General features: G+C 66.5%; 12 protein-coding genes. 6 read left to right on the forward strand and 6 right to left on the reverse strand.

The features are described 5' to 3' along the window. Positions 1-39: 39 nt before the first annotated feature. On the forward strand, positions 40-360 hold the full coding sequence (locus tag VVD47_RS19965; RefSeq protein ID WP_327605285.1) for a 4a-hydroxytetrahydrobiopterin dehydratase: 321 nt from the start codon (positions 40-42) through the stop codon (positions 358-360). A 168-nt stretch (positions 361-528) separates the two neighbouring features. After that, positions 529-2,787: an EAL domain-containing protein gene (locus VVD47_RS19970; RefSeq protein WP_327605286.1), complete on the forward strand. Its 2,259-nt coding sequence runs from the start codon at positions 529-531 to the stop codon at positions 2,785-2,787. Positions 2,788-2,847: 60 nt separating this feature from the next. On the opposite strand, the gene pabB is transcribed toward VVD47_RS19970, so the two are convergent. The 3 genes from pabB to VVD47_RS19985 are packed head-to-tail and all read right to left on the reverse strand — an operon-like array spanning position 2,848 to position 6,783. Beyond that, on the reverse strand, positions 2,848-4,656 hold the full coding sequence (pabB, locus tag VVD47_RS19975; protein ID WP_327605287.1) for an aminodeoxychorismate synthase component I: 1,809 nt from the start codon (positions 4,654-4,656) through the stop codon (positions 2,848-2,850). Positions 4,657-4,673: 17 nt separating this feature from the next. Next, positions 4,674-5,309 carry a hypothetical protein gene (locus tag VVD47_RS19980; RefSeq protein WP_327605288.1) on the reverse strand — a complete coding sequence of 212 codons (636 nt, stop codon included), beginning with the start codon at positions 5,307-5,309 and terminating at the stop codon, positions 4,674-4,676. 34 nt (positions 5,310-5,343) lie between these two features. Beyond that, positions 5,344-6,783, reverse strand: coding sequence for a transglycosylase SLT domain-containing protein (locus tag VVD47_RS19985; protein WP_327605289.1), 1,440 nt, complete (start codon positions 6,781-6,783; stop codon positions 5,344-5,346). A 108-nt stretch (positions 6,784-6,891) separates the two neighbouring features. Here VVD47_RS19985 and VVD47_RS19990 point away from each other — a divergent pair, with 108 nt between their 5' ends. The 3 genes from VVD47_RS19990 to VVD47_RS20000 all read left to right on the forward strand — a co-directional run bounded on the left by VVD47_RS19990 (position 6,892) and on the right by VVD47_RS20000 (position 8,650). Then, positions 6,892-7,854, forward strand: coding sequence for a GGDEF domain-containing response regulator (locus VVD47_RS19990; RefSeq protein ID WP_327605290.1), 963 nt, complete (start codon positions 6,892-6,894; stop codon positions 7,852-7,854). Then, on the forward strand, positions 7,854-8,228 hold the full coding sequence (locus tag VVD47_RS19995; protein WP_327605291.1) for a response regulator: 375 nt from the start codon (positions 7,854-7,856) through the stop codon (positions 8,226-8,228). The genes VVD47_RS19990 and VVD47_RS19995 overlap by 1 nt, the downstream gene beginning before the upstream one ends. A gap of 83 nt (positions 8,229-8,311) precedes the next feature. Then, positions 8,312-8,650, forward strand: coding sequence for a P-II family nitrogen regulator (locus VVD47_RS20000; protein ID WP_327605292.1), 339 nt, complete (start codon positions 8,312-8,314; stop codon positions 8,648-8,650). Between the two features lie 74 nt (positions 8,651-8,724). On the opposite strand, the gene VVD47_RS20005 is transcribed toward VVD47_RS20000, so the two are convergent. The 3 genes from VVD47_RS20005 to clpB all read right to left on the reverse strand — a co-directional run bounded on the left by VVD47_RS20005 (position 8,725) and on the right by clpB (position 14,462). Beyond that, a complete protein-coding gene (locus VVD47_RS20005) occupies positions 8,725-9,117 on the reverse strand; it encodes a response regulator (RefSeq protein WP_327605293.1) in 393 nt (130 codons plus the stop codon). After that, the gene (locus VVD47_RS20010) at positions 9,114-11,720 is read right to left on the reverse strand and encodes an ATP-binding protein (RefSeq protein ID WP_327605294.1); all 2,607 of its coding nucleotides are present in this window, start codon (positions 11,718-11,720) and stop codon (positions 9,114-9,116) included. Before VVD47_RS20010 ends, VVD47_RS20005 begins: the two co-directional genes overlap by 4 nt. Positions 11,721-11,879: 159 nt before the next feature. After that, positions 11,880-14,462: an ATP-dependent chaperone ClpB gene (gene clpB / locus VVD47_RS20015; RefSeq protein WP_327605295.1), complete on the reverse strand. Its 2,583-nt coding sequence runs from the start codon at positions 14,460-14,462 to the stop codon at positions 11,880-11,882. Between the two features lie 128 nt (positions 14,463-14,590). Between clpB and VVD47_RS20020 the strand changes: the two genes are divergently transcribed. Next, complete coding sequence (locus VVD47_RS20020; protein WP_327605296.1) at positions 14,591-15,187, forward strand: phasin family protein; 597 nt, start codon at positions 14,591-14,593, stop codon at positions 15,185-15,187. The last annotated feature ends 35 nt before the right edge of the window (positions 15,188-15,222 follow it).

A 15,222-nucleotide genomic window follows, 5' to 3' on the forward strand; every position in this document is an offset into this window, starting at 1 on the left:
GGTGGAACCTCGGTACGGAACTCGTAGCAGGAGAGTTGGATGAGACCGACACGGCTGGAGGAATCCCAGCTACAGCAGGCCCTGAGTACCTTGCCGGACTGGCAACGCGTCGATGGTCGTGACGCAATCCGCCGCCAGTTCACCTTCACGGATTTCAATCAGGCTTTCGCCTTCATGACCCGCGTGGCGCTCATGGCGGAAAAGCTCGACCACCACCCCGAATGGTCCAACGTCTACAACCGTGTGGACGTCCTGCTCAGCACCCACAGTGCGGGCGGCGTGACCGAACTCGACCTGCAGATGGCGCGCTTCTGCGACCAGGCGAGCCACTCATGGGCAGCGCGGCGGGCAGATACGTAGAAACACCAAGGCTCGCCGCCGGCCACCCGTAGGCCGAAAGTCGTAAGGTTTTGGTAAGCGGCGCCGATAACAGGAGACAGGCCAGCAAGGTCCAGCACAAAAGATGGCAGGAACAGACCGGAACAGCTTCTTCGCCAAGGGGGGAATGGATCGATGATCGGTGGCTTCATGCCGACGCGTCGGGCGGGTTCGGAGACGCCGGACGATCCCTTCCTGTTCGCTGACGAAAGCGATGACAGCCAGCTTGGCAACGTCCGGGGCAGCACTGCGCCGCCCTGGCGGGTCCTCATTACCGACGACGACGAGGAGGTGCACCGCGCCACCGCGTTCGCCCTGCGCGGCGTCGAGGTAGACGGCCGCCCGCTCGAACTGCTGCACGCCCACAGCGCCATCGAGGCCGAATCCGTATTGCGTTCCGTGCCCGGCGTGGCCGTGGCCATGCTGGACGTGGTCATGGAAACGCCGCATGCCGGCCTGGGCCTCGTGGAGACGATCCGCGACCAGATCGGCCTGCGCACCCTGCGCATCGTGCTGCGCACCGGCCAGCCAGGGTATGCCCCCGAGCTGGAGGTGATCCGCCGCTATGACATCAACGATTACCGTACCAAGTCCGAGCTCACCCAGACCCGGCTGATCACCACGCTGACGGCCGCGATCCGCGCCTACGCCCAGCTGGAATCCATCGAGGCCAGCAACCGCGGCCTGGCCGATGTCGCGCATTCCGCCAATTCCCTGTTCCGCATCCGCTCTGCGCGCGAATACGCCCGCAGCCTGCTGGAGCGCATCGCGCAGATGATGGGCGTCACGGCTCATGGCGTAGTCTGCGTGGAACCTCCCAGTACGCCCGACCCGATCGATGCCGGGCTGCAGGTGCTGCATGCGGCCGGCCGCTTCGCGCCGCTGATCGGCGCCTCGCTCGACAAGGTGGGCGAGGGCGAGATGCAACGCGTCGTGCGTCGCTGCCTGGCAGCCAAGACCTGTGTCTTCGACGATGCCACCTTCGCCATGTGCCTGGGTGGCGGTACCCGTGATGCGGTGGCCTACTTCGACGTCGGCCGCCCGATCACCGAACTCGAAAAGCGCCTGCTCAGCCTGTTCGCGGCCAGCCTCGCGGTGGGCTTCGAGAACGTGGATCTCATCGAACGGCTGGATTTCTTCGCCTTCTTCGACCCGCTGACGCACCTGCCGAACCGCACGCGCTTCCTGGCCGATGTCGACCAGGACCTGTTCGCCCGCCAGGGTGGCCAGCGCTGCCTGGCGATTGCCGACGTGGTGCGCTTTTCCGACATCAACGACGCGCTGGGTCACCGTTGTGGCGACACCTTGTTGATCGCGGTGGCCAAGCGCCTGCGCGCGGCCGCCGGCAGTGGCGTCACGATGGCACGCATCGCTGGTGACGCCTTCGGCCTGTACGGACCGGAAGGCGCCATCGACCCGACGGCGATCCGCCGCGCCTTCGAGGCGCCGTTCTTCGTACATGGCCATGCCCTGGCCGTGCAGGTTCGCCTGGGCATCGTGCGGGTGGCCGACACCAAGGGTGGCGCGGTGGAGTTGCTGCGCAACGCCAACCTCGCGCTCAACCAGGCACGCATGGCTGGCGGCGGTGCGCACAGCATGTTCTCGCGCGAGATGAGCGACGACGTGCAGACCCGCGTGTCGCTGCTGCACAGCCTGCGCGCCGCCATCGATTTCCGTCGCGGCCTGTCGGTCAACTACCAGCCGCAGGTCAATGCCACCACCGGCGAACTGGTGGGCGTGGAAGCGCTGCTGCGCTGGCGCAACGACTACGGCGAGATGGTCACGCCGGACCGTTTCATCCCGCTGGCCGAACGCACCGGCATGATCCACGAGCTGGGCCTGTGGGTCATCGAGATGGCGCTGGATCGCCTCGCGGCCTGGCGTCGCCTGGGGCTCGACAAGCTGGACCTGTCGATCAACATTTCACCGGTGCAGTTCCGTGCCGAGGACTTCTCGCGCCGCGTGCGCCAGATGATTGCCTACGCCGATGTGCCGGCCGAGCGCCTGGTGTTCGAGATCACGGAATCCGTCGGCCTGGAAGACCATGACATGGTGCTGGGCCATCTCAACGAGCTGCGCGAGATGGGCGTGCGCTTCGCGGTGGATGACTTCGGCACCGGCTTCTCCAGCCTCAGCCAGCTGGCGCGCCTGCCGGCCACCTGCCTGAAGATCGACCGCAGTTTCGTGCAGTCCGTGGTGGGCGATCCGGCGGATCGGGCCATCGCGGCCACCATCATCTCGCTGGCCCGCAACCGTTCGCTGGGTGTGGTGGCCGAAGGCGTGGAAACCGAGGAGCAGCAGCAGGTCCTGCTGGATCTCGGTTGCGAGGTCATGCAGGGCTACTACCTTGCGCGGCCGATGACGGTCGAGCAGTTCGATGAATGGGTGAAGGGTCGCAGCGCGCAATAGGCCGGGCTGCGGTCGTAAGGAAAAAGCCCACGCATGCGTGGGCTTTCTTTTGGCCATGCTTCATGGCGTTTCCGCCACATCCTCCAGTCCGACTTCAATCAGGCCGCGCAGCGCATTGCATACGAAGATGCGCCGGGCCGTGCGCAGGTCCTGCTCGTACAGCAACTTCTCCTTCACCCGTCCGCTGTCCAGCAGTTCTGCCCGCATCACGCCGGGCAGCAGGCCGCAGTCCAGCGGCGGCGTCCACAGGCCGTCCTCGAGCTCCAGCACGACGTTGCTGCGCGCGCCTTCGCACAGTTCGCCGCGCGTATTGAGGAACAGGATGTCGAACAGTCCGGCAGCCATCGCCTCGCGCAGGGCGTCGTCGTAGAAGCGACGCGCGGTCGTCTTGTAGCGCAGGCGGGGATCGTCGGGTTCCAGGCGCATGGTGGCCAGGCCGACCTTTTGCGTGGGTGCCAGCGGGTCGAGTGGCGCGGTGGTGACTTCCGCGGAGCCGTCGGGTGCAAGCAGCAGGCGCACCCGGTGCGGCCCGTTGGCCAACGGTGCGCAGGCGGCCACCAGCGCTGCGCGGAGGCCTGCCTCGTCGTAGCGCCAACCGAGTTCCGCGGTGGAGCGACGCAGCCGTTCAAGATGCCGTGCGAGCCGCGGCAGGTCCCGCGAGCCCGGCTCGCACAGAAGGGTTTCGATCAGCCGCAGCTCGCCGACGAGCGCGCCGGCGAAGCTCGCCTTGTCCAGGCATTCGGCATACTCGGCCGCCGGGTCGGAATCGGCGACGATGCCGCTGCCGACGTTGAGTCGTCCCACGCGCTGGCGGTCCAGCAACAGGGTGCGGATGGGCACGTTGAACGAGAAGTCGCCGTCCGGCGCCAGCCAGCCGACCGCGCCGCAATAGGCGTCGCGTGGCGTGTCCTCCAGTTCCGCGATGATCTCCATCGCCCGCAGCTTGGGCGCGCCGGTGACCGAGCCGCAGGGAAAGAGGGCGGCGAGGATGTCGCGCAAGGGGGCGTTCACCGGGGCGGCCTCGATGCTTGACGTCATCTGGAAGACCGTCGGGTAGGGCTCCAGCTCGAACAGCCGGGTGACATGCACGCCACCCGGTGGCGCGAGCCGGCCAAGATCGTTGCGGATCAGGTCGACGATCATCAGGTTCTCGGCGCGATTCTTCTCGGAGGCCTGCAGCGCGCGGCCGAGTTCCGCGTCGGTGCCGGGGTCCGGCGAGCGTGGCGCGGTGCCCTTCATGGGCCGGCATTGCACGGTACTGCCCTGGCGTGCGACGAAGAGTTCGGGCGAGCGCGACAGCAGCCAGCCATCTTGGTGGGCGATGAAGGCGCCGTGCCGTACCGGCTGTGCGGCGCGCAGGCGGGCGTAGAGCGCGAGCGGATCGCCGTAGGCCCTGGCCGTGCAGGGGAAGGTGAGATTGACCTGGTAGCAGTCGCCCGCAGCGATGTAATCCAGCACCTGCCGGACCTGCACGACATGTTGCGCCTGCTGGCGTTCCGGCTGCAGGCCGAGCAGCCCGGCCTCGCGCTGCTGCGGCGACAAGGCTGCCAGCTGCGCCTGCCACCACGCATCCAGCGTGCCGCCTTCCATGACATTGGCCCGGCCGAACACCCATGCGCGCAGCAGCCAGCCGTCGCCTTCCAGCAAGGGGCGCAAGTGCGGTTCGAGCAGGTAGCCCAGCTCGTAGCGCGCCACCAGCCCCAGCCAGGCGCCGTCAGCGCGGGCTTCGTCCAGACGGGAAAAGAAAGCCTCCACGTCATCGCCGGCACGCAGTTCGATGCAGGTCTTGCAGTCATGCAACAGGAGTGCGCGCTGCTGGTCCAGGTTGTCTTCGAACAGGGCAAAGCCGGGCGACTGCGCTGCAGACATGCGGGACGACAGCCGGCTCAGCGCGCGGCGGGCGGAATCAGGCCGGCCGTGCGCAACTGCTTGGTGGCGATGGCGCGCACCTCGTTGATCATCACGAGCGTGGAAGCCGGGTTGAGGCTTTCGGTGACGGCCGACCAGGCCGGCTTGCCTTCCGGCAGGCGGTACAGGATGGTCTCGACGATGAAACGGCGTTCGCGGCTCACGTAGCCGGGCGACACCAGGGTTGTGTAGGCGTACGGGTAGTAGCCCCAGAAGCTGCGGTAGCGGGGGGCGAACACCCAGGGGTCGCCGACGAAATTGGCTTCCGGCGGATGGTAGACGTCGCGTTCGTCCACGGTGACCAGGCGGGTGACGATGGCGCCTTCGAAACCTTTGCCGGTGAGCGCGGCCTTGGCTTCGTCGGACGGCATGGCAGGCGAAACGGCGAGCGTGTGGCCGGCCGTGATGGCAACGCCTTCCGGCGGCTTGCGGCTGAGTTCGTCCTCGATGAAGCGCGCGGTCTCGGTGTCCTTCAGGGCGACGAAGAGCGCGATCCTGCGCATGGGCGTGCGCGGGTCATCCGGTGCGTGCCAGGTGGAGGCAAGGCGGGTGCTGCTGCATGCCGACAGCATCAGAGCCGCGATGGCGGCGAGGGTGATGCGTGCAGACCACATGAGGGGGCCGGTGCGGAGGAGGGGCCGGTGCGGCTCAGCCGCGCTGATCGCTTGCGGCGCTCACGCGGACCGGGGGTTTGCGGGCGGGCGCCTTGGCCTGCTTGGCAGGCGCCTTCTTGCTGGCGCTGCGCGTGGCCTGCTTGCCCTTGGCCTGTGTCTTCGCCGAAGGCGTTGTTGCCTTGCGTTCGGAGGGGGAGACAGGCGCGCTGGCAATCAGGTCCTGCGCCTGGGCCGGCACCAGCAGGGTGTAGCCGGCACGCAGGCGGGCGCGGGGGGGCAGGCTGTTGGCGGTGCGCAGGGTGTCGACCGGGACGCGCAGGCGCTGGGCGACCTGCTCGACGCGCTCGGCCTTCGGCACGGAGTAGGTGCGCCAGCTCATCAGCGGGCTGTTGTGCTGGGCCAGGTTGGCCTCGAAGCGTTGTGCATTGCTGATCGGCAGCAGCAGCGGGGCGTCGCTGTGGCCGGGAATGACCGGGCGGTTGTAGCTGGGGTTCAGTTCGCGGAACTCGGTCAGCGGCATCTCGGCCAGACGCGCGGCCAGCGCGACGTCCATGCCGTCCTGGCGCGGCACCGTCACGAAGTAGGGCGTGTTGGGAATCGCCGGCAGGCTGACGTGGTATTGCTCGGCGTGCAGGATGATGTTCTTGAGGGCCTGCAGCTTGGGCACGTAATAGCGCGTTTCGTTGGGCATGCGCAGGCTGTTGAAGTCGACCGGCAGGCCGGCTGCACGGTTGTTGTTCACCGCGCGCGCCACCGCGTTCTCGCCCCAGTTGTAGGACGCCAGCGCGAGGTGCCAGTCACCGTGCATCTCGTAGATGGCCTGCAGGTAGGTCAGCGCGGCGTCGGTGGAGGCCATGATGTCGCGACGCTCGTCCACCCAGAAATTCTGCGCGAGCTGGAAGCTCTTGCCGGTCGACGGAATGAACTGCCACAGGCCGGCGGCCTTCGCCGACGACAGGGCGTTGGGGTTGTACGCGCTTTCCACCAGCGGCAGCAGCGCCAGTTCAGTGGGCATGCCGCGTTTTTCCAACTCCATCACGACGTGATACAGATATTTGCGAGAGCGCTCGAACATCACGGTGAGCGCCTGCGGTCGCGCGAGATACCATTGCTGGCGATCATCCACGAGCGGGCCATACAGATTCTGCATGCCGAAACCACGTCTGATTCGCGCCCAGATATCCGGCGCTTCCACGGTCAGGTCACGGGTGGCAATGGTTTTCAGCGGCGGTGCCAGCGGAACGATCACCGTGGCGGCTGCCGGCCGCATCTGCGGGTCGCGCAGCTCGGTGTCCAGTCCCAGGTTGCGGTCGTTCGGGCTCGCCAGCGCGGCGATGCTGGCTGGCGATGCCGCGGGGCGGGACGGGGCGGTGGATTCGCCAGCGTCGGCCTGCACTGCCGGGTGGGTGGTTGCGCAGCCGGAAAGTCCGACCAGCACGACGAACAGCCCGGCCATGAGAGTTAAAGGCTTCATCGTTTCCTGCCGTTTTCGACCAGAGACGGATTCTATCCAAACACCCGCGGCTCGCACACCCATTGAAGGGGTGCGTTGGTCGGGCATTACCGAGCGGGAGTCGTCCGCATGAAAGCGCTGGTCATCGAGGACACCCTCACGAGTGCGACGCTGGTCTGCCACCAGCTGCGCAAGATCGGCATCGAGCCGTTGATGGCGCGCGACGGCCCCAGCGGCATCGAGATGTTCAAGGAGCACCGGCCGGAGCTGGTGCTGCTGGACATCATCATGCCGGGCATGAACGGCTACGAAGTGGCCAAGCGCCTGCGCCAGCTGGAAAACGATGGCGAATGGACGCCGATCATCTTCCTGACCGCGCGCACCAGCGACGAGGACCTGGAGCGTGGCATCGCGGTGGGCGGTGACGACTATCTCGTGAAGCCGGTCAGCGAGCTCGTGCTGACCGCCAAGGTGCGCGCGATGCAGCGCATCGCCCAGATGCGCTATTCGCTGGTCGTGCTGACCCGACGCCTGGATGAAGCCAATCGGCAACTTTTGCGCTTATCGGCGATCGATGGTCTGACGGGCATCGCAAACCGGCGGCAGTTCGACGAGTTCCTCACCCGTGAGTGGGGGCGGGCCACGCGCAACGGTTCCTGCCTGGCGATGCTGATGTGCGACGTCGACAGCTTCAAGCAGTACAACGACCTGTACGGGCACCAGGCTGGCGACGACTGCCTGCGGAGCGTGGCGCGCGTGCTGCATGAGCAGCTGAAGCGTCCCACCGACCTGGCGGCGCGTTATGGCGGCGAGGAGTTCGCGGTGATCCTGCCGGAAACGCCGCTGGACGGTGCCGTCGCACTGGCCGAGCGCATGCGGCAGGCAGTGCTGGCGCTGGGCATGGTGCATGCCGGCACGGCGTCAGGAATGGTGACGGTGAGCATCGGCGTGGCCTGCACCTGGCCTCAGCGCAGCGGACCGGGAGGCGACGCCCTGTTGAAGGTGGCCGACGATGCCTTGTATGACGCCAAGGCCCAGGGCCGCAACCGTGTGGTAGCAGTGCGCGACGAGGCGCGCGAAGCGGAGGAGTGATGACCAGTTCAACGGTAGTGGTGGTGGACGACAACGACACGACGCGGGCGATGCTGCGCGGCATCCTGCGCCAGGACGGCCTGGACGTGATCGGCGAGGCCAAGGACGGCGAGTCTGCGCTGCAGGTGGTACGCCGGCTCAAGCCGGCCCTGGTCTGCCTGGATGTGCAGATGCCGGGCAGCAACGGCCTGGAAGTCCTGCAGACCATCAAGGCTGAACTTCCTTCGGTACGGGTGCTGATGGTGACGGGCGCGACCGAGCGCGAAACCGTGCAGGCGGCCATCGCCGGCGGCGCCAGTGGTTACGTGGTCAAGCCCTTCAATGCAGCCAACGTAACGACCGCGGTGCGGCGGGCGCTCGGCCTCGCTGCCTGAGGGCTGGGCGGCCCCTTGCGCCCAGCGATCTTGCGCCATCCGCTATACTCCGGACGACTTACATTTTCACCGCGGAGAACGACGTGAAGAAGATCGAGGCCGTCATCAAACCTTTCAAGCTGGACGAAGTGCGCGAAGCACTGTCGGAAGTGGGCATCACCGGCCTGACCGTCACCGAGGTGAAGGGCTTCGGCCGCCAGAAGGGGCACACCGAGCTGTACCGCGGCGCCGAGTACGTCGTGGACTTCCTGCCCAAGATCAAGGTGGAAGTGGTGGTGACCGACAGCATCGTCGATCAGGCGGTGGAGGCCATCGTCAAGTCGGCGCGTACCGGCAAGATCGGCGACGGCAAGATCTTCGTGTCCTCGGTGGAGCAGGTGGTGCGCATCCGTACTGGCGAGACCAACGAGCAAGCCATCTGAGCCTGTCCGGTCCCAGCAAAAAGGCCACGCAACTGCGTGGCCTTTTTGCTGGGCGGCCGGCTTGCCCCACTGGCCTACTGGCGCGTTCCGGGTTCGCTGCACACCCGACCCAGTGCGCTGAGCAGGGTGTCGAGCACGAAGGGTTTCACCAGGTACTCGTTGGCGCCGCCGCGCATGGCGCGATCGATGTGGCCGACGTCACCGTTGCCGCTCTGGACGATCACGGCCAGTTCGCGGTGCAGCGGGTGGGTGCGGATCCGGCGCAGCACCTCGAAGCCGTCCAGGCCCGGCATCATCAGGTCGAGCAGCACCACGTCGAAGTGCTGCTGCGGGTCTTCCAGCAGCTCCAGGGCGCGAGTGCCGGAGCTGGCCAGCGTCACGTCGTCCGGCATGCCGAAGAAGAAAGCCTTGGTGAGGGCAAGGTTGATCGGCTCGTCGTCGACGACGAGAATCCGTCGGCTCGTCATGCTGCCTCCTTGTCGAGCGGCAGCACGAATTCGAACGAACTGCCGCGCTCGGGGTTGTTGTAGGCTTGGATGTGGCCGCCGTGATGGGCGACGATCTCCCTGCAGATAGACAGCCCCAGGCCGCTGCCGCCTGCACCCGACTGGGTGCGGGTGCTCTGCACGAATTTCTCGAAGATGCTCTCCAGCTCGTCGGGCGGAATGCCGCAGCCTTCGTCGCTGACCACGAAGCGCAAGGCCCTGCCGGCGCGGTCAACCGTGATGGCGATGACACCGGCCTCGGGCGAATAGCGGATCGCGTTGGCCAGCAGGTTGCGCAGCACCTGGCCGATGCGCACCGGGTCGGCCACGATCTGCGGCAGGTCAGGGGCAAGCTCGACGCGGAAGCGCAGGTTCTTCTGGCGCGCCAGGGCTTCTAGCTCGGCCGTGTGGCTCTCCACCAGGTAGCGTGGGTCGATCGGCTCCGGGTGGAAGCTCATCATGCCGCTGTCCAGCTTGGAGATGTCCAGCAGGTCGTTGATCAGCGACAGCAGCCGGCTGGCGCTCTGGCGGATCGAGTCGAAGTAGGTGACGAGCAGGTCCGGCGGCGCCTGGCCGGCATGCTTGGCGCCCATGTCTGCAAAGCCGATGATGCCGTGCATCGGGGTGCGCATCTCGTGCGAGATGTTGGTCAGGAAGGTGTTCTTGGCCATGTTGGCGCGCTCCGCCTCGGCCCGGGCGAGGTCGAGGTTGCGGGTGCGTTCCTCCACCTTCTGCTCCAGCGAGGCCCGCTCCGCGATCAGTGCGAGCTGCAGTTCCTTGCGCGGAGTGATGTCGTGAAAGGTGCCGACGATCCGCACGGCGGTGCCGTCCTCGCCGCGCTCCACCACTTCGCCGCGCGAAGACACCCAGGCCCAGCCCCCGGTGGCCCGGCGCAGCCGGGTCTCGGTGGCGTAGAAACCGGTCTTGCCAGAGCAGTGGGCCTGCAGGGATTCCTGTACGTCCGCCAGGTCGTCCGGATGCACCAGGGTGCCGAGGATGGCGTTGGCCGACAGGGCAATGTCTGGTCGGTATTCCACGCCGGTGATCTGCGAAAAGCGTTCGTCCAGCACGATGCGGTCGCTCGGCAGATGCCAGTCCCACCAGCACAGCTCGCCCCCCCGCAAGGCCATCTGCAGGCGGCGCTCGCTGTAGGCCAGTGCCGACTGGTCGCGCAATACGCCAGCGGCCTGTCGTGGTCGGCCCTGGGCGTCGTACTCCACCACGCCACCGTAGCAGGCCAGGGTCAGCCAGTTGCCATCCCGATGGCGTAGCCGCAGCACGGTGTCGAGGGTCGTCTGCCGGCCGCTGCCCATGGCCTCCAGCGCATTGCGGATGGTGGTGCAGTCGTTGGCATGCATCAGCGCCAGCCAGCCGTCGAGGTCGCGCGGGCCCTGCGAGTGGCCGGTGATCTGTTCCCAGCTTGCGTTTAGGTACAGGCCCGGTTTGTCGAAGTCGTAGATCCACATCGACAGCTTGCCGCCCAGCAACGCAAGGCGGAGGCGGACCCGCGCCTGTTCGGCAGCATGGGCCTGCTGCTTGCGGGCTTCGAAAGCCATCATCAGCACGGTGCTGCCCACTGCCAGCAACAGCCAGACCGCGAGTGCCAGCACCCAGGTGAGCGCGTGGCCGCGCCGGGTGGCCTCCTGCAGTACGGCTTCAGGAACGAAGGTCGCGATCAGCAGGCCGTTGAACTCCTGCGGGCCGCGTTCTCCCGGCAAGGCGACGCCGGGCAGGTCCGGCAGGTCGGTACGGTCCAGGCTCCACAGGCCGGAGCGGCTGCGCAATTGCTGGCGCTCGGGCTGGTTGACCACGTCGGCGAGTGCAAGCTCGTATCGGTCGATGCGCGCGTCCGGGCGTTCCAGCTGGAAACCCCATTCCAGTTCCGGCCGCGGCGCCTTCAGCCAGTATCCCTCGTGGTCTGCGAACAGCACGGGATTCTCCGGCGTCGTTTCGCGCCGGAAGCTGGTGCTCAGCTCGGTGATGGCCACGTTGAGCACCAGCACCGCAGCCAGGCTGCCGTCCGGCCCGTGCAGCGGCGTGGCGACCCGCATCGTCGGCTGGATGGGCTGCTCGATGCGGTTGTTCTCTACGTTGAGGTCGATGCGGGATACGAAGATCTGGCCGGGTGCCAGCGTCCGGCTGCGCTCGAAGTAGTAGCGGCCGGCCTTGTCCTGCAGGTCCTGGGTCGCCACCCGCTCGCTGATGCCGTGGCGGTGGTTGATCCGAAGGCATTCCATGCCACGGGCATCCAGCAGGCGCAACTGGTCGATGCGCGAGTTGCCATTGGCCAGCAGCATGAACTGGTCGGCCAGCTGGTCCAGCGCAGCGGGGGAAAAATGCGGAATGACTGCCTGCACCGCACGCGTGCCGGCCAGGGAGCGGATGTCTTCCACCGGCTTGCGCAGGTTCGTCTGCAGGCCTTCGGCGAGACGTGCGACGCGCTGCAGCTGGAAGGTACGGATCGGTGCCAGCGCCTGCTCTTCCAGCAGGCGGCCGACGAACAGGCCGGCGGCCGCAATGAACAATGCGAGCCCGACCCATATGGCCAGCAGCCAGGTCCATTGCCGTTGCGGAAGAGTGGTCAATGCAGCCGCCTTTCAAGGGTGCCAATGAACACGAAAAGGGAGTGGTCCCGTCGAACGGACACCACTCCCGTGGATTACGGCGTTTATGCGTCTGGCTTGAGGCGGCATGAGCGGGCAGCCCGCAGGCTGCCCGTTGGTCTGGCGGTTCCGGCCGGGCTGTCAGTTCGGCTTGTGGAAGGCGATGTGGCCGTTGTCGGTATCCACGATCACCGTGTCCTTGCTGCCGAACTTTCCTTCCAGGATCTCGCGTGCCAGCGGGTTCTCGATGTGCTCCTGGATCGCCCGCTTGAGCGGCCGCGCGCCGAACACCGGGTCGAAGCCCGCCTTGGCCACTTCCTCCAGCGCCGCGTCGGACACCTGCAGGCCGATCTCCAGCTTTGCCAGGCGTTTCTGCAGATAGCCGAGCTGGATCTTCGCGATGTTCTGGATATGCACATCCGCCAGCGCGTGGAATACCACCACCTCGTCGATGCGGTTGATGAACTCCGGCCGGAAGAAGGTCTTCACCTCCGCCATGACGGCCGCTTTCACCGCCGAGTAGGTTTCGCCGGCCATCTGCTGGATCATCTGGCTGCCGAGGTTGCTGGTCATCACGATCACCGTGTTCTTGAAGTCCACGGTGCGGCCCTGCCCATCGGTCATGCGGCCGTCATCCAGCACCTGCAACAGCACGTTGAAAACGTCCGGGTGCGCCTTCTCCACCTCGTCGAAGAGGATCACGGAGTAGGGCTTGCGCCGCACCTGTTCGGTCAGGTAGCCGCCCTCGTCGTAGCCGACGTAGCCGGGAGGCGCGCCGATGAGGCGCGATACCGAGTGCTTCTCCATGAATTCGCTCATGTCGATGCGGATGAGGTGCTCCTCGCTGTCGAACAGGAAGTTCGCCAGCGTCTTGCACAGCTCGGTCTTGCCGACGCCGGTGGGGCCGAGGAACAGGAAGCTGCCGTAGGGGCGGTTCTCGTCCGACAGGCCGGCGCGCGAGCGGCGGATGGCATCCGACACCAGCCGCACGGCCTCGTCCTGGCCGATGACCCGCTCATGCAGCTTGTCTTCCATCTGCAGCAGCTTCTGACGCTCGCCCTGCAGCATCTTGGCGACCGGAATGCCGGTGGCGCGTGACACCACCTCGGCGATCTCCTCCGCACCGACCTGCGTGCGCAGCAGGCGGTTGGCCTGCGGGGCAGACTGGGCGGATTCCGCTTCCTTCAGCTGCGCCTCCAGCTTGGGTAGTTCTCCGTACTGCAGTTCGCTCATCTTCTGCCAGTCGCCACGGCGCTTGGCTTCATCCATCTGCACGCGGAGCTGCTCGATGGCCTCCTTGATGTGCTGGCTGCCAGCGACCTGCGCTTTCTCGGCCTTCCACACCTCGTCGAGGTCGGAATACTCCTTCTCCAGGCGCGCGATCTCGTCCTCGATCAGGCCCAGGCGGCGCTGCGAGGCCTCGTCCTTCTCCTTCTTCACCGCCTCGCGTTCGATCTTCAGCTGGATGATGCGGCGGTCGAGCTTGTCCATCGACTCCGGCTTGGAGTCGATTTCCATCTTGATGCGCGCGGCGGCTTCGTCGATCAGGTCGATGGCCTTGTCCGGCAGGAAGCGGTCGGTGATGTAGCGGTGCGACAGCTCGGCCGCGGCAACGATGGCGGGGTCGGTGATGTCCACGCCGTGGTGCAGCTCGTACTTCTCCTGCAGGCCGCGCAGGATGGCGATGGTGCTCTCCACGCTCGGCTCGTCGACCAGCACCTTCTGGAAGCGGCGCTCCAGCGCGGCGTCCTTCTCGATGTACTTGCGGTACTCGTCCAGGGTGGTCGCGCCGATGCAGTGCAGCTCGCCACGGGCGAGCGCCGGCTTCAGCATGTTGCCGGCATCGATCGCCCCCTCGGCCTTGCCGGCACCGACCATGGTGTGGATCTCGTCGATGAAGACGATGATGCGGCCTTCTTCCTTGGCGATGTCGTTGAGCACCGCCTTCAGGCGTTCCTCGAATTCGCCGCGGTACTTGGCGCCGGCCAGCAATGCGGCCATGTCCAGCGACAGCACGCGCTTGCCCTTCAGGCTCTCGGGCACCTCTTCATTGATGATGCGCTGGGCCAGACCCTCGACGATGGCGGTCTTGCCGACGCCGGGCTCGCCGATCAGCACCGGGTTGTTCTTGGTGCGGCGCTGCAGGATCTGGATCGCTCGGCGGATCTCGTCGTCGCGGCCGATCACCGGGTCCAGCTTGCCGCTGCGGGCGCGCTCGGTGAGGTCCAGGCAGTACTTCTTCAGCGATTCGCGCTGGGTTTCGGCCTCCTGGCTATCGACGGCCGCGCCGCCGCGAACGGCCTCGATGGCCGCTTCCAGCGCCTTGCGCGCGCCACCATGCTCCTTCAGCAGGCGGCCGGTCGGACCTTTGTCCTCGGTGAGCGCAAGCAGGAACATTTCACTGGCGATGTACTGGTCGCCGCGCTTCTGCGCCTCGCGGTCGGTGAGGTTCAGCAGGTTGGACAGGTCGCGCCCGACCTGCACCTCGCCGCCGTGGCCCTGCACCTGTGGCAGGTTGTCGATGGCGCGGTCCAGCGCGGCCTTCAGCGGCGGAACGTTGACGCCGGCGCGCGCCAGCAGCGGGCCGGCGCCGCTGTCTTCCTGTTGCAGCAGCGCCAGCAGCAGGTGCTGGGGCTCGATGTACTGGCTGTCATGGCCGACGGCAAGACTCTGGGCGTCGGCCAGGGCTTGCTGGAATTTGGTGGTGAGTTTGTCGATGCGCATGGAAATCTCCTGGATCCTGGGGTTCCCTCCAAGATTGGGGAGATTCCTCAGGTTTCAAGCCGGCCCGGATCGCGGTATGGTGCGGGGCTGAGACATGCAGCGCCTCGCGCCAGGGCCGGTGCGATGCTATGTTTCAAGCCTATGGCATAACCGGCCGACGAGGGTCGGGCAAGGAATTTGCAGTCATCACCGCTTCTACCCCACACCAGAACGGGAGTCCAACAATGTCCAGCAAGCCCGAGCAAGCCGTTGCCGCTCTGCAGAAAAAGAACCTCGAATCCGCAGTTCGTTTGGCTCAGTTGTCGATCGAAAATTCCCAACGCATCCTGCAATTGCAGATGCAGGTGGCCCGCGACATGTTCGAGGGCGGGGTGGAAAGCGCCCGCGCGATGAGCCAGGTCAAGACGCCGCAGGAGGCCATGGAGCTGCGTGCCCGCTACGCCCAGCAGGCGGCGGAACAGATGTTTTCCTGCAGCCGCAGCATCGCGGAAATCACCGCAGAAGTGCAGGGCGAGATGAGCAAGATGGTCAGCGCCCAGCTGGCCAGCGGCAGCCAGGACATGATCGAGGCGATGCAGAACTTCCTGCAGGGCATGCCGATGAACAGCCATGCCGCGGCCGAGGCCCTGCAGAACACCTTCGACGCCGCCCGCAAGACGATGGAACAGGTCGCCAAGGCCTCCAGCGATGCCTTCAATTCGGCGGTGAAGCCGCCGAAGCGCTGAACCGCGTAGCGACCAGCAAAAAGGGAGGCCTCGGC

The organism is Uliginosibacterium sp. H1 (assembly GCF_036017065.1).
Taxonomy (GTDB): Bacteria; Pseudomonadota; Gammaproteobacteria; order Burkholderiales; family Rhodocyclaceae; genus Uliginosibacterium.